This window comes from Streptomyces sp. NPDC104371 (assembly GCF_055583785.1).
In genome coordinates this window covers 492,532-510,800 of sequence record NZ_JBVJNF010000002.1, presented here as the reverse complement: position 1 = coordinate 510,800, position 18,269 = coordinate 492,532, and the positions used below count along the sequence as shown (strand labels likewise).

Sequence of the window (18,269 nt, the reverse complement as noted above, 5' to 3'; positions counted from 1 at the left end):
CGTGTGCCGTGGTCTCTTCCCCGGTGTCCGTCCTCGGTGCCGACGGCGTACGGCACGATGGGGACATGGCACCTCAGAGTGATCACCTCGGTGAACAGGCGGCGGACGAGCCCGTCAAGCTGCTCGCGATCCGCGACACCCCGCTCTCCCTCGACGAGGTCTTCCGGGCGGTCGGGGACGACGCCGCCGGTGGGACCGCGCTGTTCGTCGGGACCGTACGCAACCACGACGGCGGGGCCGACGTCGACGCGCTGGGGTATTCGTGCCATCCCCGCGCCGAGGCCGAGCTGCGGCGCGTCGCGGAGAAGGTCGTCGCCGACTACCCGGTGCGGGCCCTCGCGGCGGTGCACCGGGTCGGGGAGCTGCGGGTCGGTGATCTCGCCGTCGTCGTCGCCGTGTCGTGCCCCCACCGTGCCGAGGCCTTCGAGGCCTGCCGCAAGCTGATCGACGACCTCAAGCACGAGGTGCCCATCTGGAAGCACCAGAGGTTCTCCGACGGGACGGAGGAGTGGGTGGGGGCCTGCTGATCCGTCCCTCCCCGGCCCGCGACGCACGGCTCACGCGTGTGCGTCGGCATACGTCTCATAGGGTTAACCGAGTACTCATCGGACTCAGCTTGCGTAACCGCACCCCTCCCGTGAGCGTTGTCAGTGCGGATGATTAGTCTGCTGATCAGTCAGCGGCGGACACTCATGGTTTGGGAGGTCGGCATGGCGGCGCTCGCGTGGTTGCTGATTCCGCTTGTTGCTGCGATCGGCGCCGGACTGTGGGGTGGTTGGGCCAGCCGCAACCGTACGGGCGCGGGCGACGGTTCCGAACTCGCCGGCTACGCACGCTTCCGCGAGGCCATGGAGAAGTCCCACTCCGGTAGTTGAGGGCCCCGTACCTCGGGGCCGTCCTCGCGCGCGTACGGCCCCGGAGGTGTGCTCACAGCACTGTCCCGTACTGTCGTTCCATGCCACGCCGCACCGCGACGATGCTCGCCTCCACCCTGATGCTGATCGCGCTCCTGTGCGCGGGAGTGTTCATCAACGTGCCGTACTCGGAGCTCTCTCCGGGTCCGACGGTGAACACGCTGGCTGAGCACGGTGGCGAGCCGGTGCTGCAGATCACCGGGCACAAGACCTATCCGGCGAGCGGTCATCTGAACATGACCACGGTCCGGGTCACCAGCGCCGACTACAACATGAACCTGGTCGAGGCCATCTACGGTTGGCTCGCGCACGACAGCCTGGTCGTCCGGCACGACACGCTCTACCCGGACGGCAAGACCGAGGAACAGTCGAGCCAGGAGAACGCCGAGGAGTTCAGCCAGTCCCAGCAGAGCGCCAAGGTCGCCGCGCTGAAGCAGCTCAAGATCCCCGTGACGTCCTGGGTGATCGTCGCCACTGTGCTCAAGGGGTCGCCCGCCGAAGGCAAGCTGCACGCGGGCGATGTCATCAAGGCCGTCGACGGGACCGCCGTGAAGGAGCCCGCGGACGTCTCCAAGCTGGTGACCCGGCACAAGCCCGGCCAGGACGTCGTGTTCACGATCGTGCCCGCCAAGGAGCAGGCCGCCGCCGTGAAGGCGCACAAGAAGGCCACCACGACCCGGGATGTGACGATCACCACGAAGGAGTCCCAGGACAGCGGTAAGGAGCGGGCCATCGTCGGGATCTCCGCGGGGACCGACAACACCTTCCCGTTCACCATCGACATCAAGCTCGCCGACGTCGGTGGCCCCAGCGCCGGTCTGATGTTCGCCCTCGGCATCATCGACAAGCTCACCCCGGGCGACCTCACCGGCGGCAAGTTCGTGGCCGGCACCGGGACCATCGACGACGACGGCCGGGTCGGACCGATCGGTGGCATCGAGATGAAGACGCTCGGTGCGCGCAACAAGGGCGCGCAGTACTTCCTGACGCCCAAGGACAACTGCTCGGCAGCCGCGAAGGACGTCCCCAAGGGGCTGACGCTCGTCAAGGTCGGCACGATCAAGGACGCGCTGAACGCCCTCGACGACATCCGCACCGGGAAGACCACCGACCTGCCGAAGTGCACCACCGGGAGCTGACGTACGGCGCGTGTACGTGAGAGGCGCGTGTACGTGTGAGGGGGGCGCCCGGAGATTCCGGGCGCCCCCCTCACGCACCTATGAGCAGGTATCCGCGCGCGCTCAGTCCGCGAACGTCGCCGACAGCGCCTCCGCGAGGCCCGGCACCAGCTCAGGACCCGTCAGCACCTCCGTCGGCGAGTCCTTCTCGCGCAGCCGCACCGCCGACTCGCGCGTGCCGTCGCGCAGGACCGCCACCGTCATGCGCACCTCCTGGCGGTCCGGGTGCTCGGCGACCCACCGCGTCAGCTTCTTCCCGGTCAGCCCCTGCGGGACCTGGGTCTCCGCGGACGGCGGCAGCATCAGCCGCTCCACCGTGAGCGCGCAGCCGGCCACGGCGTCGGGCCAGGCGATGGTGCCGAGGAACTCGTCCAGCGGCCGGTCGGCGGGGATCTCCTCCTGCTCGATGGGGGTGAGGCCGGAGGTGGCCTCGGACGCGTCCGCCAGGCCGAGCTGGGCCGCGAGCACGGGTTCCTGGGTCCGCAGCCGCGCGGTGTCTACGAGGGCGAAGAGGCGAGCGGCCTGGTCCCAGCCGAAGCCGGAGACGTACTCGTCGATCTCGAGTACGGCCCGGGTGAGGGGGCTCGCTGCCATGGGAGTGTTGGACATGGTCACAATCCTGCCTCGTTCTTGCCCGGAAGCGGGAACCGAGTAAAGCGCCAGTAAGTTGCATAGGTGAGGCTCCTCGATCGTGGAGCCTCGTCCACGGTCCGCGTTCGCGAGGGCCTGACGTATTCAACAGCGAACTTCGAGGTGCGCACCTTGGCTTTCCAGATGCCGGACCGCGGCGGAGGCCCGACGGGGCCACGGATCAGAGTGGGCCGCCCGTCCCGGCGAGCCCGGACCCTGCTCATGACACTGGGGGTCCTCGCCGTCCTCGGCATGGCGTTCATCATGTTCGCCGGCTTCTGGACGGACTGGCTCTGGTACCGATCGGTGAGGTATTCGTCCGTCTTCACGACCACTCTGTGGACCAAGGCCGGACTCTTCTTCGTCTTCGGACTGCTGATGGCGGGCGCGGTCGGGCTCAACATCTGGCTCGCGCACCGTATGCGCCCCCCGCTGAGCGCCATGTCCGCGGAGCAGCAGAGCCTCGACCGCTACCGCATGGGGATCGCACCCTACAAGAAGTGGCTGCTGCTCGGGATCACCGCGCTGGTGGGCCTGATCTCGGGAGCGTCCGCGGCGGGCCAGTGGCGTACGTGGCTGCTGTGGGTGAACGGCGTGCCCTTCCACCAGAAGGATCCCCAGTTCCACCTGGACGTCTCCTTCTACGCCTTCGACCTGCCCTGGTACCGCTTCCTGCTCGGCTTCGGCTTCGCCGCCACGGTGCTGGCGCTGATCGCCGCCGCGCTCACCCACTACCTGTACGGCGGCCTCAGGCTCACCTCCCCGGGCTCGCGCGCCACGGCCGCGGCGACCGGGCATCTGTCGGTGCTGCTGGGCGTCTTCGTCACGCTGAAGGCCGTGGCCTACTGGCTCGACCGGTACGGCCTCGCGGTCAAGTCCAGCGACTTCAAGGCGACCGGTGACTGGACGGGCCTTCGGTACGTCGACGCCAACGCCTATCTGCCGGCCAAGACGATCCTGTTCTGCATCGCGGCCATCTGCGCGGTGCTGTTCTTCGCCACGCTGTGGCGGCGGACCTGGCAGCTCCCCGTCATCGGCTTCGGCCTGATGGTCCTCTCCGCGATCCTCATCGGCGGGCTGTATCCGGCGATCGTCCAGAAGTTCCAGGTCCAGCCGAACGAGCAGGCCAAGGAAGCGCCGTACGTCGAGAAGAACATCGAGGCGACCCGCGAGGCCTACGGCATCGACGGCGCCCAGGTCTCGGAGTACGCGGGCAAGAGCGACAACAAGAACCAGGGCAAGCTGCGCGATGTGGCCGACGCCACGGCGAGCATCCGCCTGCTGGACCCGAACGTCGTCTCCCCGACGTTCACCCAGCTCCAGCAGATGAAGAACTACTACGCGTTCCCGACCAACCTGGACGTCGACCGCTACACCAAGGACGGCAAGGACCAGGACACGGTCGTCGGTCTGCGTGAGCTGAACCTCGAGGGCATCCCGGCCTCCAAGCGGAACTGGATCAACGACCACTTCCGCTACACGCACGGCTTCGGCATGGTCGCCGCCAAGGGCACCGACGCCGGTGGGAACGGCCAGCCGGTCTTCACCGAGTCCAACCTCCCGACCTCCGGTGACCTGCCCTCGTACGAGCAGCGGGTCTACTACGGCGAGAAGACCACCACGTACTCGATCGTCGGCGGTCCCCAGAAGGAGATCGACTACCCCGACGACGACGGTGAGAAGACCACCAGCTACCGGGGCAAGAGCGGGGTCAGCCTCTCCAACCCGGTCAACCGGGCCGCGTACGCGGTGGCGTTCGGCGAGCCGCAGATCCTCTACTCCGGCGCCATCGGCGACGGCTCGCGGATCCTGTACAACCGCACGCCCAAGGAGCGCGTCGAGGCGGTCGCGCCGTGGCTGACCATCGACGGCGACGCCTATCCGGCGGTCGTGAGCGGACGCATACAGTGGATCGTCGACGCCTACACGACGACGAACGGATACCCGTACGCCTCCCGTACGACCCTCGGTGACACGACGGCCGACTCGCTGACCGCGGCCAACACCCAGCGCGCGGTGGTGGCTCAGCAGAACCAGGTCAACTACATCCGTAACTCGGTGAAGGCGACCGTCGACGCGTACACCGGCGAGGTCAAGCTCTACCAGTGGGACACCAAGGACCCGGTCCTGAAGACCTGGATGAAGGCGTTCCCGGGCACGGTCAAGGACAAGAGCGAGATCTCGCAGGCGCTGATGGCCCATCTGCGCTACCCGCAGGACCTGTTCAAGGTGCAGCGCGAGCTGCTGACCCGCTACCACGTCAAGGACGCTCCGACGTTCCTGAGCGGCAGCGAGGTGTGGCAGGTGCCGGACGACCCGACGAACGAGTCGAACAACGCGGTGCCGCCGTACTACCTGAGCATGAAGATGCCCGACCAGCAGGCGCAGACGTTCTCCCTGACGACGACGTTCACCCCGAACGGCCGTGACAACCTGGGCGCGTTCATGGCGGTCAACGCCGAGGCGGGGACCAGTGACTACGGCAAGATCAGAATCCTGAAACTGCCGACGAGCAGAACGGTCGACGGGCCGAAACAGGTCCAGAGCCAGTTCAACTCCGAGCAGAGCATCGCGGAGTCGATCAGGCTGCTGAAGGGCGGCGACTCGCAGGTCGAGTACGGCAACCTGCTCACCGTCCCGCTCGAGGGCGGACTGCTGTACGTGGAGCCGGTGTACGTACGCGGCGGTCAGCTCAAGCTCCCCTTGCTGCGCAAGGTGTTGGTGACCTACGGCGGCCACACCGCCTTCGAGGACACGCTCGACCAGGCGCTCACCAAGGTCTTCGGCGCGGAGGCCTCGACCTCGCCGCCGAAGGACGACGGCGGGGGGAACAGCAAGCCGGCCTCGGGTGACCCGAAGCTCCAACAGGCGCTGAGCGATGCGAAGAAGGCCTTCGAAGCGGGCCAGGAGGCCCTCAAGAAGCCCGACTTCACGGCGTACGACAAGGCCCAGAAGGACCTCGCGGACGCACTGAAGCGGGCCGAGGAGGCGCAGGCCGCGGCCGACAAGTCGGGCGGCGGCAAGAAGGCCGACAGCAAGAGCACCGACAGCAAGAGCCCGGACGGCAAGAACGCTGACGGCAAGACCACCGGCAGTGAGAGCACTGACGGCAAGTCCACCGACAGCGGCTGATTGATCAGCCCGCCCCGCGCCGTGGTACGGTTGTTCCACAACGGCGCGGGGTGGAGCAGCTCGGTAGCTCGCTGGGCTCATAACCCAGAGGTCGCAGGTTCAAATCCTGTCCCCGCTACTAAAGCCAAGGGCCCGGATCCTGATCATGGATCCGGGCCCTTGGCGTGTGCGGTGACGACACGCGGGGCATGCGCCGTGACCTGGTACGTCGCGTGAAGTGCGGCTGCCGACAAGGGGAGTTGACCACTCTGTGTTTGACTTGTCTCTCTGTGGGCATGTCGACAAAACGCTGAAGTGACCTCACTGACTGCGGTGTAGCGGCTGTACCCAGGGTGCGGGTGGTGCGACGATGGACGTTATGGGGGACAAGGCAACTCTGTACGAGGTAGGGCGATTTGTGCAGACCGCCGAACGGGACGAGACCGGCGAGGCTGTCGAGGAACTGCGCCGACGCATCGCCGCGGAAGCGGGCGACGTCGAGGCGATGAGCGTCCTCGGGGCCATGCTGCTGCGCCGTGGCGATCTCGACGGAGCCGAGCCCCAGTTGCGCGCCGCCACCGCCGCGGGTGACCGCGCCGCCGCCAACAACCTGGGTGTGCTGCTGCATCAGCGCGGATACGCCGAGGAGGCCGCCGGCTGGTGGCGGGTCGCCGCCGTCGCCGGATCCGCCGCCGCCGCGCACGCGCTCGGACGGCACCACCGCGAGCGCGGGGACGAGCCCGCCGCGGAGTACTGGCTGCGCCAGTCCGCCGAGCAGGGGCACACCCTCGGCGCGTACGCGCTCGCCGATCTGCTGGAGCACCGCGGCGAGGACGGCGCCGAGCGCTGGATGCGGGCCGCGGCCGAGCGCGGGCATCGCGAGGCCGCCTACCGGCTGGCGCGAGCGCTCGACCGCAAGGCCCAGCGCGAGCGCAGGCCCGGTGATGACAACGGTGTCAAGCCGTCCGTGCTCGCCGAGGCCGAGCAGTGGTACCGGCAGGCCGCGGCGCGTGGGCACCGGCGGGCCGCGCTGCATCTCGGGGCGATCCTGGAGCGGCGCGGCGACATCAAGGAGGCCGGGCGCTGGTATCTGACCAGCGCCAAGGACGGGGAGCCGCGGGCCGCCTGCGCGCTCGGCTTCCTGCTGCGGGACGCGGGGGACAAGGAGAGCGCCGCCGACTGGTGGCTGCGGGCCGCCCGGCAGGGGGACGGCAATGCCGCGAACGCGCTGGGCGCGCTGCACGCCGAACGCGGCGAGACACAGACCGCCGAGCGGTGGTACCGCGCGGCGACGGACGCCGGTGATGTCAACGGCGCCTACAATCTCGGGCTGCTCTGCGCCGAGCAGGGCCGGATCGCGCAGGCCGACCAGTGGTACCGGCGGGCGGCCTACGCCGGGCACCGCGAGGCCGCGAACGCGCTCGCGATCCTGCTGCTGCGGGGCGGCGACGCGACCGGCGCCGAGCCGTGGTTCTCCAAGGCCGCCGAGGCGGGCAGCGTGGACGCCGCGTTCAACCTCGGGATCCTGTACGCCGGCCGGGGCGAGAACGGCGCGGCCCTCAGGTGGTACGAGCGGGCGGCGGCGGCCGGGCACAGCGAGGCGGCGCTCCAGGTCGGCATCGCGCGTCTGCGTGAGGGGGACGAGCGCACGGCCGAGCGGCATCTGCGCTGCGCGGCGGGGGGCGGCAGCGCGGAGGCCGCGTACCGCCTGGCCATGCTGCTCGACGCGCGCCGTCCGCCGCGGTCCGCGCATGAGCTGGGCGAGCCCTCGCAGGAGCGGAACGAGTGCGAGGAGTGGTACGAGCGGGCGGCGTCGCAGGGCCATCGGCGGGCCCAGGTGCGGGTCGGGATGCTGGCCGCCGCGCGGGGTGACGTCGTGGAGGCGGCGCGGTGGTACCGGCAGGCGGCCGAGGCCGGGTCGCGCAACGGCGCGTTCAACCTCGGGCTGCTGCTCGCGCGGGAGGGCAGCGAGCCGGAGGCCGCGCTGTGGTGGACGCGCGCGGCGGACGCCGGGCACGGCCGGGCCGCTCTGCGGCTCGCCCTTGTCTACGCGCGCCGGGGAGAGCTGGCGGACGGGCAGCGCTGGGCGGACCGGGCGGTGTCGCTCGGGCCGGTGGAGGTGGCCGAGCGCGCGGCACGGCTGCGGGACGCGCTGCGCCAGGAGCTGTCGGCGTGACGGAGAGCGTGCCGAGAAGCGTGGCAGGAAGCCTGACGGGAAGCGATTTGCCTCGGTCCACGTCCTTGACGTAATGTTGCGTTCACCGACGCGGGGTGGAGCAGCTCGGTAGCTCGCTGGGCTCATAACCCAGAGGTCGCAGGTTCAAATCCTGTCCCCGCTACTGAAGGCCTGGGGCCGGAATCCGAAAGGGTTCCGGCCCTGAGGCGTTTTACGGCCACTGTTTCCCGGCCCCGCCCGCCGTGAGGCGAAGTTCGGCCCGCCACGAGGTGAAGTTCCGCCCTCCGCGACGCGAAGTTCCGGACGAGATCAGCGAGTTGACGCTCCGTCAGGTTTGCGGGATCACGCGGAGAGGTAGACGCCCGGAGGAACCGTACGCAACACGGAGCCCCGGCACCTCACAGGTACCGGGACTCAAGGAACGTGGTTACGCGGCGGAGCAGTTCGGGCACAGGCCGCGGTACGTCACCTCGACGTCCGAGACCGTGAAGCCGAAGCGCTCCGAGTCGGGGAGGTCGGCCAGTGGGTTGCCCGTCGGGTGGACGTCGCGGATCGCGCCGCACTGGGCACACACCAGGTGATGATGCGGCCGGTGCGCGTTCGGGTCGTACCGCTTGGCCCGTTTGTCCGTGCTCACTTCGAGCACCTCGCCCAGCGAGACCAGCTCGCCCAGCGTGTTGTAGACCGTCGCCCGGGAGATCTCGGGCAGCTTGGCGACGGCACGGGCATGCACCTCGTCGGCCGTCAGATGGACGTGTTCGCCATCGAGGACCTCGGCCACTACGCGCCGCTGCGCGGTCATACGCCATCCGCGTCCGCGCAGCCGTCCCAACAGGTCACTCATACAGACCAGCCTAACAGCAAGGGGACCAGGTCCCGAACGGGTGTGACTTTGGAGTATGGCTTGACTTAGACAAGGTCCATTGTAGGATCGAACTCGACTTTGGCCAAGGGGCAGAGTTGGTCAGCACAACGAAGGAGGCGCACGTGACGCAGGGACCGCTCACGACGGAGGCCGGTGCTCCGGTTGCCGACAACCAGAACAGCGAGACCGCGGGCGTCGGCGGCCCGGTTCTCGTCCAGGACCAGCTCCTGCTGGAGAAGCTCGCCCATTTCAACCGTGAGCGCATTCCCGAGCGTGTCGTGCACGCCCGGGGCGCGGGCGCCTACGGCACCTTCACGGTCACCGCCGATGTCACCCCGTACACGCGCGCCGCGTTCCTCTCGCAGGTCGGCAAGCAGACCGAGACGTTCCTGCGCTTCTCGACCGTCGCCGGCAACCTCGGGGCCCCGGACGCCGTGCGCGACCCGCGCGGCTTCGCGCTGAAGTTCTACACCGAAGAGGGCAACTACGACCTCGTCGGCAACAACACCCCGGTGTTCTTCGTCAAGGACGCCATCAAGTTCCCCGATTTCATCCACACCCAGAAGCGCGACCCGTACACGGGCTCGCAGGAGCCGGACAACGTCTGGGACTTCTGGGGTCTGTCGCCCGAGTCCACCCACCAGGTGACCTGGCTGTTCGGCGACCGCGGCATCCCGGCCTCGTACCGTCACATGAACGGCTACAGCTCGCACACCTACCAGTGGAACAACGAGGCGGGCGAGGTCTTCTGGGTCAAGTACCACTTCAAGACCGACCAGGGCATCAAGTGCCTCACGGAGAAGGAGGCCGCGCAGCTCGCCGGTTCGGACCCCGACTCCCACCAGCGCGATCTGCGCGAGGCCATCGAGCGCGGTGAGTTCCCGAGCTGGACCGTGCAGGTCCAGATCATGCCCGCGGCCGAGGCGGCGTCCTACCGCTTCAACCCGTTCGACCTCACGAAGGTGTGGCCGCACGAGGACTACCCGCCGATCGAGATCGGCAAGCTGGAGCTGAACCGCAACCCGGAGAACATCTTCGCGGAGGTCGAGCAGTCGATCTTCAGCCCCTCCCACTTCGTACCGGGCATCGGTCCCTCCCCGGACAAGATGCTCCAGGGCCGCCTCTTCGCGTACGGCGATGCCCACCGCTACCGCGTCGGTGTCAACGCCGACCATCTGCCGGTGAACCGCCCGCACGCCACCGAGGCGCGCACCAACTCCCGTGACGGCTATCTGTACGACGGCCGCCACAAGGGCGCGAAGAACTACGAGCCGAACAGCTTCGGCGGCCCGTACCAGACGGACCGGCCGCTGTGGCAGTCGACCTCGGACTTCACGGGGGGCACCGGCACCCACGAGGCGCCGAATCACGCCGAGGACAACGACTTCGTCCAGGCGGGCAACCTCTACCGGCTGATGTCGGAGGAGGAGCGGGAGCGCCTGATCTCCAACCTGGCGGGCGCCATCTCGCAGGTCTCGCGTGACGACATCGTCGAGCGCGCGGTCAACAACTTCCGTCAGGCCGACGGAGACTTCGGCAAGCGTCTGGAGGCCGCCGTCCAGGCACTGCGCGGCTGATCCAGGCTGGACCGTTTGTCGAAGGGGACGGGCCGGAACTCCCATGGGGTTCCGGCCCGTTCGTCTGCTCTCGGCAGGTCATGCGCTCAGCGGGTCATGGCCTCAGCGGGTCATGGCCCGCGCGGGCTGCCGGGCCGGTGTCCAGCAGCGGATGATGTCGCGGACCGAGACGACACCGACGGGTTCATGGCGGTCGAGGACGATCAGATGACGGAACCCTCCGTCGGTCATGGCGCGGGCGGCCTCTTCGAGGGTCCAGGACGGCGCGGCGAACACGACGTCCGTGGTGGTGTGGGCATGGGCGCGCTCGGTGTCCGGGCTCTGGCCCAGCCCGAGGGAGTTGAGGATGTCGCGCTCGGTGAGGATGCCGAGGCCGCCGGCGTCCGGGTCGAGGACCACGGCCGCGCCCACCCGACGGGCGGACATCAGCGTTGCTGCCTGGCGGAGGGTGTGTGCGGGGCCGATGGTGAGGACCACCGTGCTCATGGCGTCGCGGACCAGCATGGGGCGGAGCCACCTCCCTGAGGACGCACGGGCTCGGTCCCGGACGGACCCGGTACGTGCCCGCCGGAGATGCCTCCCCCGTGCTTCACAAGTTCACAAGTGGGGGAACCTCAGAGTCCCAGGCAAAGCGGGGGTCAACAAGGGGGCGCGCGTGGTGAGTTCAGGGGCGCTCGGGAGGCACAGGAGCACCCCTGGCCTCGGGTGCCGACGGATCGGAACCGGCCGTTCAGAGGTCAGTACCGGCTGTTGTCGGTACGGCCGTTCAGATGGTCGAGCAGAACGTCGTGCAGGAGGCCGTTGGAGGCCGCGGCGTTGCCGCTGTGCGGACCCGGGCGCCCGTCGAGCCCCGTGAAGGTGCCGCCCGCCTCGGTCACGACGATCGCGTTCGCCGCCATGTCCCACAGGGACAGCTCGGGCTCGGCGCACAGGTCGATCGAGCCCTCGGCGACCATCATGTACGGCCAGAAGTCGCCGTAGCCGCGCGTGCGCCACACCGCGCGCGTGAGGTCGAGGAAGCCGTCGAGCCGACCCTGCTCCTCCCAGCCGGAGAGGGAGGAGTACGCGAACGACGCGTCCGACAGCTTCGAGACCTGTGAGACCCGCAGCCGGGACGCCGAGGACAGGCTGCGCCCGGTGAACGCGCCATGCCCCTCGGCGGCCCACCAGCGGCGGCCCAGCGCGGGGGCGGAGACGACGCCGACGACGGGCCGGTAGCCTCCCTCGCCCGCCTCCATCAGGGAGATCAGCGTGGCCCACACGGGCACGCCCCGTACGTAGTTCTTGGTGCCGTCGATGGGGTCGATCACCCAGCGGCGCGGCCCCGTGCCCTCGATGCCGTACTCCTCCCCGAGGACCGCGTCGCGCGGCCGGGCCCGCTGCAACTGGCCGCGGATCAGCTCCTCGGCGGCCTTGTCGGCCTCGCTCACCGGGGTCATGTCCGGTTTGGTCTCGACCTTGAGATCGAGAGCCTTGAACCGGGCCATGGTCGCGGCGTCGGCCGCGTCCGCGAGCACATGGGCGAGACGCAGGTCATCGAGATAGTCGGGCATGACACGAACGGTATCCGGCTCCTGACGGGAAGGGCCACACGGCCCGGGGGCTCCCGCCGCGCGAGTGATCAGCGGCCGTCGCGCGAGCGCGGTGCGCGATGGCCGATACGCGCCCCATGGCGCTGCCGAGAACCCTTGACAGTGCCCACAGGCGCGTCAAACCTGTGCGACACAGCCGCCGTTCCCGAGGGAGGCGATGATGCCCGGAGCACGGGAATCCCTGCTGAACGCCGCCTGTACGGAACTCGCGCGCCGCCCGTGGTCCGCCGTACGCATGGTGGACGTGGCCGCCGTCGCCGCCGTCTCCCGGCAGACGCTGTACAACGAGTTCGGCAGCAAGGAAGGGCTCGCCCGCGCGCTGGTGCGCCGCGAGGCCGACGGCTATCTCGCCGGTGTGGACCGCGCGCTCGCCACTCCGCGGGAGGCCCGCGAACGGCTGGCCGCGGCGGCCGAGTGGACGGCCGCGACGGCCCGGGGCAACGCCCTGGTCCGCGCCATGCTCACGGGCTGCTGGAGCGAACGGCTGCCCGCGCCCTCGCTCGCGCCCGTGCCCTCCATCACCTCCGCGGCGCCCGCGCAGCGCCGGGCCGACGGGCCGCTGCCGTCCCCGGCGGACCTCGTGGCCCTGGTGCGCGACCGCGCCGTCGCCGCGGTCGCCGCGCCCGGGATGAGCAAGGCGGAGGTCGCGGAGCTGGCGCGGGCGTGCGAGCTGATCGTCCGGCTGTCGGTGTCGTGCGTCGCCGCTCCGCCGGGCGAGGGCGGGGTGGCGGAGCTGGTGCGCCAGGCGCTGCCGCGGCAGCTCCGGTGACCGGGGTGACCCGTCAGCGCGCCGCGCCCGAGAGCTGCAGGCCGATCACGCCCGCGATCACCAGCCCGATCGAGATGATCTTCAGCGTGGAGACCAGGTCGCCGAGGAAGACCATGCCGTAGATCGCCGTCCCGGCGGCGCCGATGCCCGTCCACACGGCGTACGCCGGGCCCACGTCGATCTTCTTCAGGGAGAGGGTCAGCAGCCCGAAGCTGCCCAGCGCGAAGACGCAGAACGCGACCGTGGGCCACAGCCGGGTGAAGCCGTGGGAGAGCTTGAGACAGACGGCGAACCCGGTCTCCAGCAGCCCGGCCACGATGACCAGCAGCCACGCCATGTTTCGTCCTCCCCGCGTCCCCACGTCGACTGCTCCGTCTGGTCGGATCGGCCGGTGCGAGTAAGCATTCACCCGCCGTGCGTATGTCCAAACACCCGAAGGCCGGTCTCCGTCACGCCGTGCGGGCCGGTCGCACCCCGGAGGCCGGTCACACCGCGGAGATCAGTCCCCGTCCTTCCGCTCGCGCGTGGCCAGCAGACGGCGCAGGGAGTACAGCCGCGCGGGGTCCGCGTGGCCCTCGGTGACCCACGCGTCCAGCGCGCAGTCCTGCTCGTCGTGGCTGCACGCCCGCGGACAGCCCTCGGTGCCGGACTCCAGGTCCGGGAAGGCGTGGATCACGCGCGAGGGGTCGATGTGCGCGAGCCCGAAGGACCGTACGCCCGGGGTGTCGACCACCCAGCCCGCCGCCTGCCCGAGCGGCAGCGCGAGCGCCGAGGTGGTGGTGTGCCGGCCGCGGCCGGTCACCGCGTTCACATGGCCCGTCGTACGCCGCCGGTCCTCCGGTACCAGCGCGTTGACGAGCGTCGTCTTGCCCACGCCGGAGTGCCCGACGAACGCCGTTATCTTGCCGTCCAGATGCTCGCGCACCCGGTCCGCCGCGTCGCCGCTCTCCAGCTCCTCGCGGCTGGTGACGACGTACGGGATGTCCAGGTCGCCGTACAGCTCCAGGAGCTTGTCGGGCGGGGCGAGGTCCGACTTGGTCATGACCAGCAGCGGTTCCAGACCGCCGTCGTAGGCCGCGACCAGACAGCGGTCGATCAGCCGCGGGCGCGGCTCGGGGTCGGCGAGGGCCGTGACGATGGCGAGCTGGTCGGCGTTGGCGACGACCACGCGCTCGTAGGGATCGTCGTCGTCGGCGGTGCGGCGCAGGAGGGACGCGCGCTCCTCGATCCGGACGATCCGGGCGAGGGTGTCCTTGGCGCCGGACAGATCGCCCACGAGGGCGACGCGGTCGCCGACCACCGCGGCCTTGCGGCCCAGTTCGCGGGCCTTCATCGCCATGACCGCCCGTCCGTCGACGAGGCAGGTCAGCCGGCCGCGGTCGACGGTGAGGACCATGCCCTCGGCCGCGTCCTCGTGCTTGGGCCGGATGTTCGTCCGTGGCCGGTTGCCCTTGCGGTTGGGGCGGGTCCGGATGTCGTCCTCGTCGGTGTGCTTGCCGTAGCGGCGCATGATTCCAGTCCGCCCGTCAGTTCCCGAGCATCCCGGTCCACAGCTCGGGGAAGTCCGGCAGTGTCTTGGCGGTGGTCGCCACGTTCTCGATCTCCACGCCCTCGACCGCGAGGCCGATGACCGCGCCCGCGGTGGCCATGCGGTGGTCGTCGTACGTGTGGAAGACGCCGCCGTGCAGCGGGCGCGGGCGGATGTGGAGGCCGTCGGCGGTCTCCGTGACGTCGCCGCCCAGTTCGTTGATCTCCTTGGTGAGCGCGGCCAGGCGGTCCGTCTCGTGCAGCCGCAGATGGGCCACGCCGCGCAGGGTGGAGGGGGAGTCCGCGAGGGCCGCGACCGCCGCGATGCCGGGCGTCAGCTCGCCGACCTCGCCGAGGTCCACGTCGATGCCGTGGAGGGCACCCGAACCGGTGAACTCCAGGCCGCGCTCGGTCAGGACGCAGGAGCCGCCCATCTCGGTGAAGATCTCGCGCAGCCGGTCGCCGGGCTGGGTGGTGTGCGCGGGCCAGTCGGGGATCACGACCGTGCCGCCGGTCACCAGGGCGGCGGCGAGGAACGGCTGGGCGTTGGAGAGGTCGGGCTCGATCGTGAGGTCACGGCCGAGCAGGGCGCCCGGCGTGACCCGCCAGACGTCGGGCTCGCCGCCCGACTCCGGGGTGTCCACCTGGGCGCCGGCCGCGCGCAGCATGTCGACCGTCATCCGGATGTGCGGCAGGGAGGGCAGGGTCGAGCCCGTGTGGCGGACCTCGACGCCCTGGTTGAAGCGCGGGGCGGACAGCAGCAGGGCGCTCACGAACTGCGAGGAGGAGGACGCGTCGACCGACACCGGGCCGCCGTCCAGCGCGCCGGTGCCGTGCACGGTCAGCGGCAGCGCGCCGCGGCCGTCGTCGTCGATCCGGGCGCCGAGGACGCGCAGGGCGTCGATCACGCCGTGCAGGGGGCGCTCGTGGGAGCGGGCGTCGCCGTCGAAGCGGATCGGGCCGTCGGCGAGCGCGGCCACCGGGGGCAGGAAGCGCATCACGGTGCCCGCGTTGCCGACGTCGACCGTGGCCGGGCCGCGCAGCGCGGCCGGGATCACGCGCCAGGCCTCGCCGGAGCCGTCCGGACCGGCGGAGCTGGAGGACACCGTCTCCTCGATGCCCACGCCCATCGCGCGCAGCGCGGCGGCCATCAGCAGCGTGTCGCGGGAGCGCAGGGGGCGGCGCAGCCAGCCGGGCTCGGAGGCCAGGGCCGCGAGGACGAGAGCGCGGTTGGTGACCGACTTGGACCCCGGCACGTGGACCGTCGCGTCGACGGCTCCGCTCGCGTGCGGGGCGGGCCAGAGGGCGGTAGGTGCGGCGTTCAGGGTCATGCGCCCCACTTTAGGGCCTCTCGCTTGGACCATGCCGGGCTCGCGGGCTCTGGTGCCGTACCTCGCCGCGTTGTCGTCGGTTGGCAGGACTCCGCCCTGCCGCCCTCCTCCGCCTTGCGATGCACGGCACCAGAGCCCGCTCCCTGATCCGGCCTGGCCCAAACGAAAGACCCTAGTGCCAGGGCAGCGCCGAGAACCGTGGGCGGACCTGGCCTGTCAAGTCTCCAGCAGCCACCGTCCGCCGCCCATCAGCGCGCACAGCGACACCGTGTGGAACAGGAAGAGCCACAGGGCCGCCGGTACCTGCGTGAGCTGGGACAACTGGTCCGCGTCCGAGTCCCCGACGCCTTCGCGCCGCCGCTTCGCCTGGAGCTCGAAGGCCGGTCGTACGCCGCCGACCAGCAGGAACCACACCACCGCGTAGCCGAACGCGCCCTGCACCTGCGGCCCGGCCAGCCAGGACACCACCAGGAACAGGCCGCCGGTGACCACGACGGTCAGCACCCCGTACGCGTTGCGGATCATCAGCAGCATCGCCACGAGCAGCGCCGTGGCCAGCCACAGCAGCAGGGTGACGTGCCCGGCGGCGAGCAGGGCCGCGCCGCCGAGGCCGAGGAGCGGGGGAGCGGTGTACCCGGCGGCGGCCGTGAGGATCATGCCGAGGCCGTACGGCTTGCCGCGGCTGACGGTCAGGCCGCTGGTGTCGGAGTGCAGCCGGATGCCGGTGAGGGTACGGCCGGTGAGCAGCGCCACCAGTCCGTGACCGCCCTCGTGCGCGATGGTGATGGCGTTGCGGGCGGTCCGCCACACACCGCGCGGCACGACCACGGCGAGCGCGGCGACCAGGGTGGCGAACACGACCCACCGCTCCGGGGCGGGCTGGCTGGCGAGCACCCGGTCCCAGAGACCGGGCAGCGAGGTCAGGGCGAGGCTGTCCATCGGTGGTGGTGACTCCCGGGATCTTGCGGGGCGGATCTGGCAGTGTGGCACGTATGTGCGGACGGTATGCAGCGAGTCGCAGGCCCGAGGACCTCGCGGGGATCTTCGAGATCGAGCTGGGGGTGCCCCCCGAGGGCACCGAGTCCCCGGCGCCCGACTACAACGTGGCTCCGACCAAGGAGGTCTACGTGGTCCTGGACCGTCCTGTGAAGGACGCCGCGGACCGGCGTCCGGTTCGCCAGTTGCGCAGACTGAAGTGGGGACTCGTCCCGTCCTGGGCCAAGACGCCCGAGGGCGGCGCCCGGATGATCAACGCCCGCGCGGAGACGGTCCACGAGAAGCCGTCCTTCCGCCGCCCCTTCGCCGCCCGCCGGTGCATCGTCCCCGCGGACGGCTACTACGAGTGGGTCACCGGGAAGCAGGAGCGCGACCTGGAGGTCGAGGGGAAGAAGAAGCGACCGCGCAAGCAGCCGTACTTCGTCCTGCCCGCCGACGGCTCGGTCTTCGCGATGGCCGGCCTCTACGAGTTCTGGCGTGACCGGACGCTCCCGGACGACCATCCGCAGGCCTGGTGGGCGACCTGCTCGGTGATCACGACGGAGGCGGAGACGACCCCGCTGGCCGCGGCCCCCGCCGAAGGCCCGCGCTCCCTGGCCGAGATCCACCCCCGGATGCCCCTGATGCTCACCCCGGACCGCTGGGACGCCTGGCTGGACCCGGCCCGTACGGACCCCGGCGAGCTGCGCGCGCTGCTCACGCCTCCGCCCGCCGGACGGATGCGCGCGTACCCGGTCTCCACCGCGGTCAGCAACGTCCGCAACAACGGCCCGGAGTTGCTGAAGGAGCTGGACGGCCCCGAGGAGGGCACACTCTTCTGACGTGACAGACCCAGACGTGACAGACGTGACGGACGCAGCGGTGGTGGCGGAGAGCATCGAGCACATCGAGACCGAGGCCGGTACGGCCCGCCTCACCTGGCACCGGGCCGCCCGCGCGCGACTCGTCCTCGCCCTCGGCCACGGCGCGGGCGGCGGCATCGAGGCGCGGGACCTGCGGGCGCTGGCGCAGGTGCTGCCCGCGCACGGCGTGAGCGTGGCGCTGGTCGAACAGCCCTGGCGGGTGGCGGGCAAGAAGGTGGCCCCGGCGCCGAAGACGCTGGACACGGGGTGGCGCGGGCTGTGGCCCGCCCTGGAGAAGCCGGGGCTGCCCGTGATCGCCGGTGGGCGCAGCGCCGGGGCCCGGGTCGCCTGCCGCACGGCCACCGGACTCGGTGCCGCCGCGGTGCTCGCCCTCTCCTTCCCCCTGCACCCGCCGGGCAGGCCCGAGAAGTCCCGGGCCGACGAACTGCTCGGCACCGGCGTGCCCACCCTCGTCGTCCAGGGCGGCAAGGACCCCTTCGGGAAGCCGGAGGAGTTCCCCGACGGCCCGTTCGAGCTGGTCGAAGTCCCGTACGGCGATCACGGCTTCGCCGTGCCGAAGCGCGCGGACATCACCCAGGAGCAGGCCCTCGCGATCCTCACCGACGCCGTGGTGGCCTTCGTCGCGGCACGGATGTGACGCCCGGGAATGTTGCGGGGCGGGCCGCTGTTGTGGGGGTCAGACAGCACCTTCCGCGCTGCGCCGTCCGTACGAGAGGAAGTTCGCCGCATGGGTTCGACCA

At 70.6% G+C, this 18,269-nt stretch carries 17 protein-coding genes and 2 tRNA genes; 11 read left to right on the top strand and 8 right to left on the bottom strand.

Annotated features, from left to right (window positions below; genetic code table 11):
* Nucleotides 1–65 precede the first annotated feature (65 nt).
* The 3 genes from ACZ60T_RS08160 to ACZ60T_RS08150 all read left to right on the top strand — a co-directional run bounded on the left by ACZ60T_RS08160 (nt 66) and on the right by ACZ60T_RS08150 (nt 2,053).
* Nucleotides 66–527: a molybdenum cofactor biosynthesis protein MoaE gene (locus ACZ60T_RS08160; protein WP_365622079.1), complete on the top strand. Its 462-nt coding sequence runs from the start codon at nt 66–68 to the stop codon at nt 525–527.
* A 183-nt stretch (nt 528–710) separates the two neighbouring features.
* Nucleotides 711–875 (top strand): hypothetical protein, encoded by a 165-nt coding sequence (locus ACZ60T_RS08155; RefSeq protein WP_365622082.1) that lies wholly within the window; start codon nt 711–713, stop codon nt 873–875.
* 80 nt (nt 876–955) lie between these two features.
* Complete coding sequence (locus ACZ60T_RS08150) at nt 956–2,053, top strand: YlbL family protein (protein WP_469665248.1); 1,098 nt, start codon at nt 956–958, stop codon at nt 2,051–2,053.
* A 102-nt stretch (nt 2,054–2,155) separates the two neighbouring features.
* On the opposite strand, the gene ACZ60T_RS08145 is transcribed toward ACZ60T_RS08150, so the two are convergent.
* A complete protein-coding gene (locus tag ACZ60T_RS08145; RefSeq protein ID WP_469665247.1) occupies nt 2,156–2,701 on the bottom strand; it encodes a PPA1309 family protein in 546 nt (181 codons plus the stop codon).
* Between the two features lie 165 nt (nt 2,702–2,866).
* Between ACZ60T_RS08145 and ACZ60T_RS08140 the strand changes: the two genes are divergently transcribed.
* The 4 genes from ACZ60T_RS08140 to ACZ60T_RS08125 all read left to right on the top strand — a co-directional run bounded on the left by ACZ60T_RS08140 (nt 2,867) and on the right by ACZ60T_RS08125 (nt 8,172).
* Nucleotides 2,867–5,854: a UPF0182 family membrane protein gene (locus ACZ60T_RS08140; protein WP_469665555.1), complete on the top strand. Its 2,988-nt coding sequence runs from the start codon at nt 2,867–2,869 to the stop codon at nt 5,852–5,854.
* Between the two features lie 44 nt (nt 5,855–5,898).
* Nucleotides 5,899–5,972, top strand: a tRNA-Met gene (locus ACZ60T_RS08135).
* 231 nt (nt 5,973–6,203) lie between these two features.
* The gene (locus ACZ60T_RS08130; protein ID WP_469665246.1) at nt 6,204–8,009 is read left to right on the top strand and encodes a tetratricopeptide repeat protein; all 1,806 of its coding nucleotides are present in this window, start codon (nt 6,204–6,206) and stop codon (nt 8,007–8,009) included.
* A gap of 89 nt (nt 8,010–8,098) precedes the next feature.
* Nucleotides 8,099–8,172, top strand: a tRNA-Met gene (locus ACZ60T_RS08125).
* Nucleotides 8,173–8,436: 264 nt separating this feature from the next.
* On the opposite strand, the gene ACZ60T_RS08120 is transcribed toward ACZ60T_RS08125, so the two are convergent.
* Complete coding sequence (locus ACZ60T_RS08120) at nt 8,437–8,853, bottom strand: Fur family transcriptional regulator (RefSeq protein ID WP_365622094.1); 417 nt, start codon at nt 8,851–8,853, stop codon at nt 8,437–8,439.
* 143 nt (nt 8,854–8,996) lie between these two features.
* Here ACZ60T_RS08120 and ACZ60T_RS08115 point away from each other — a divergent pair, with 143 nt between their 5' ends.
* On the top strand, nt 8,997–10,451 hold the full coding sequence (locus tag ACZ60T_RS08115; protein ID WP_469665245.1) for a catalase: 1,455 nt from the start codon (nt 8,997–8,999) through the stop codon (nt 10,449–10,451).
* A 102-nt stretch (nt 10,452–10,553) separates the two neighbouring features.
* Here the strand turns inward: ACZ60T_RS08115 and ACZ60T_RS08110 are convergent, their stop codons facing one another.
* Nucleotides 10,554–10,955 (bottom strand): CBS domain-containing protein, encoded by a 402-nt coding sequence (locus ACZ60T_RS08110; protein ID WP_252422282.1) that lies wholly within the window; start codon nt 10,953–10,955, stop codon nt 10,554–10,556.
* A gap of 233 nt (nt 10,956–11,188) precedes the next feature.
* Complete coding sequence (hisN, locus tag ACZ60T_RS08105; RefSeq protein ID WP_365622102.1) at nt 11,189–12,004, bottom strand: histidinol-phosphatase; 816 nt, start codon at nt 12,002–12,004, stop codon at nt 11,189–11,191.
* Between the two features lie 196 nt (nt 12,005–12,200).
* Between hisN and ACZ60T_RS08100 the strand changes: the two genes are divergently transcribed.
* On the top strand, nt 12,201–12,812 hold the full coding sequence (locus ACZ60T_RS08100) for a TetR family transcriptional regulator (protein ID WP_365622105.1): 612 nt from the start codon (nt 12,201–12,203) through the stop codon (nt 12,810–12,812).
* Between the two features lie 13 nt (nt 12,813–12,825).
* On the opposite strand, the gene ACZ60T_RS08095 is transcribed toward ACZ60T_RS08100, so the two are convergent.
* The 4 genes from ACZ60T_RS08095 to ACZ60T_RS08080 form a co-directional block, all read right to left on the bottom strand.
* Entirely contained in the window at nt 12,826–13,149 is a 324-nt protein-coding gene (locus ACZ60T_RS08095; protein ID WP_365622108.1) for a DMT family transporter, read from the bottom strand.
* A gap of 162 nt (nt 13,150–13,311) precedes the next feature.
* Nucleotides 13,312–14,322 carry a ribosome small subunit-dependent GTPase A gene (gene rsgA, locus ACZ60T_RS08090; protein WP_469665244.1) on the bottom strand — a complete coding sequence of 337 codons (1,011 nt, stop codon included), beginning with the start codon at nt 14,320–14,322 and terminating at the stop codon, nt 13,312–13,314.
* A gap of 16 nt (nt 14,323–14,338) precedes the next feature.
* Nucleotides 14,339–15,670 carry a 3-phosphoshikimate 1-carboxyvinyltransferase gene (aroA, locus tag ACZ60T_RS08085; protein WP_365622114.1) on the bottom strand — a complete coding sequence of 444 codons (1,332 nt, stop codon included), beginning with the start codon at nt 15,668–15,670 and terminating at the stop codon, nt 14,339–14,341.
* Nucleotides 15,671–15,886: 216 nt separating this feature from the next.
* Nucleotides 15,887–16,609: a M50 family metallopeptidase gene (locus ACZ60T_RS08080; protein WP_469665243.1), complete on the bottom strand. Its 723-nt coding sequence runs from the start codon at nt 16,607–16,609 to the stop codon at nt 15,887–15,889.
* A 53-nt stretch (nt 16,610–16,662) separates the two neighbouring features.
* On the opposite strand from ACZ60T_RS08080, the gene ACZ60T_RS08075 reads away from it, so the two are divergent.
* On the top strand, nt 16,663–17,487 hold the full coding sequence (locus ACZ60T_RS08075) for an SOS response-associated peptidase (RefSeq protein ID WP_469665242.1): 825 nt from the start codon (nt 16,663–16,665) through the stop codon (nt 17,485–17,487).
* Between the two features lie 43 nt (nt 17,488–17,530).
* Nucleotides 17,531–18,166, top strand: coding sequence for an alpha/beta hydrolase family protein (locus ACZ60T_RS08070; protein WP_469665554.1), 636 nt, complete (start codon nt 17,531–17,533; stop codon nt 18,164–18,166).
* Nucleotides 18,167–18,269 lie beyond the last annotated feature (103 nt).

Excerpts from the sequence above, each read along its gene's own strand:
- ACZ60T_RS08160 (WP_365622079.1), top strand. The coding sequence starts at position 66 with ATGGCACCTCAGAGTGATCACCTCGGTGAACAGGCGGCGGACGAGCCC.
- ACZ60T_RS08155 (WP_365622082.1), top strand. The coding sequence starts at position 711 with ATGGCGGCGCTCGCGTGGTTGCTGATTCCGCTTGTTGCTGCGATCGGC.
- ACZ60T_RS08150 (WP_469665248.1), top strand. The coding sequence starts at position 956 with ATGCCACGCCGCACCGCGACGATGCTCGCCTCCACCCTGATGCTGATC.
- ACZ60T_RS08145 (WP_469665247.1), bottom strand. The coding sequence starts at position 2,701 with ATGTCCAACACTCCCATGGCAGCGAGCCCCCTCACCCGGGCCGTACTC.
- ACZ60T_RS08140 (WP_469665555.1), top strand. The coding sequence starts at position 2,867 with ATGCCGGACCGCGGCGGAGGCCCGACGGGGCCACGGATCAGAGTGGGC.
- ACZ60T_RS08130 (WP_469665246.1), top strand. The coding sequence starts at position 6,204 with ATGGACGTTATGGGGGACAAGGCAACTCTGTACGAGGTAGGGCGATTT.
- ACZ60T_RS08120 (WP_365622094.1), bottom strand. The coding sequence starts at position 8,853 with ATGAGTGACCTGTTGGGACGGCTGCGCGGACGCGGATGGCGTATGACC.
- ACZ60T_RS08110 (WP_252422282.1), bottom strand. The coding sequence starts at position 10,955 with ATGCTGGTCCGCGACGCCATGAGCACGGTGGTCCTCACCATCGGCCCC.
- hisN (WP_365622102.1), bottom strand. The coding sequence starts at position 12,004 with ATGCCCGACTATCTCGATGACCTGCGTCTCGCCCATGTGCTCGCGGAC.
- ACZ60T_RS08100 (WP_365622105.1), top strand. The coding sequence starts at position 12,201 with ATGATGCCCGGAGCACGGGAATCCCTGCTGAACGCCGCCTGTACGGAA.
- ACZ60T_RS08095 (WP_365622108.1), bottom strand. The coding sequence starts at position 13,149 with ATGGCGTGGCTGCTGGTCATCGTGGCCGGGCTGCTGGAGACCGGGTTC.
- rsgA (WP_469665244.1), bottom strand. The coding sequence starts at position 14,322 with ATGCGCCGCTACGGCAAGCACACCGACGAGGACGACATCCGGACCCGC.
- aroA (WP_365622114.1), bottom strand. The coding sequence starts at position 15,670 with ATGACCCTGAACGCCGCACCTACCGCCCTCTGGCCCGCCCCGCACGCG.
- ACZ60T_RS08080 (WP_469665243.1), bottom strand. The coding sequence starts at position 16,609 with ATGGACAGCCTCGCCCTGACCTCGCTGCCCGGTCTCTGGGACCGGGTG.
- ACZ60T_RS08075 (WP_469665242.1), top strand. The coding sequence starts at position 16,663 with ATGTGCGGACGGTATGCAGCGAGTCGCAGGCCCGAGGACCTCGCGGGG.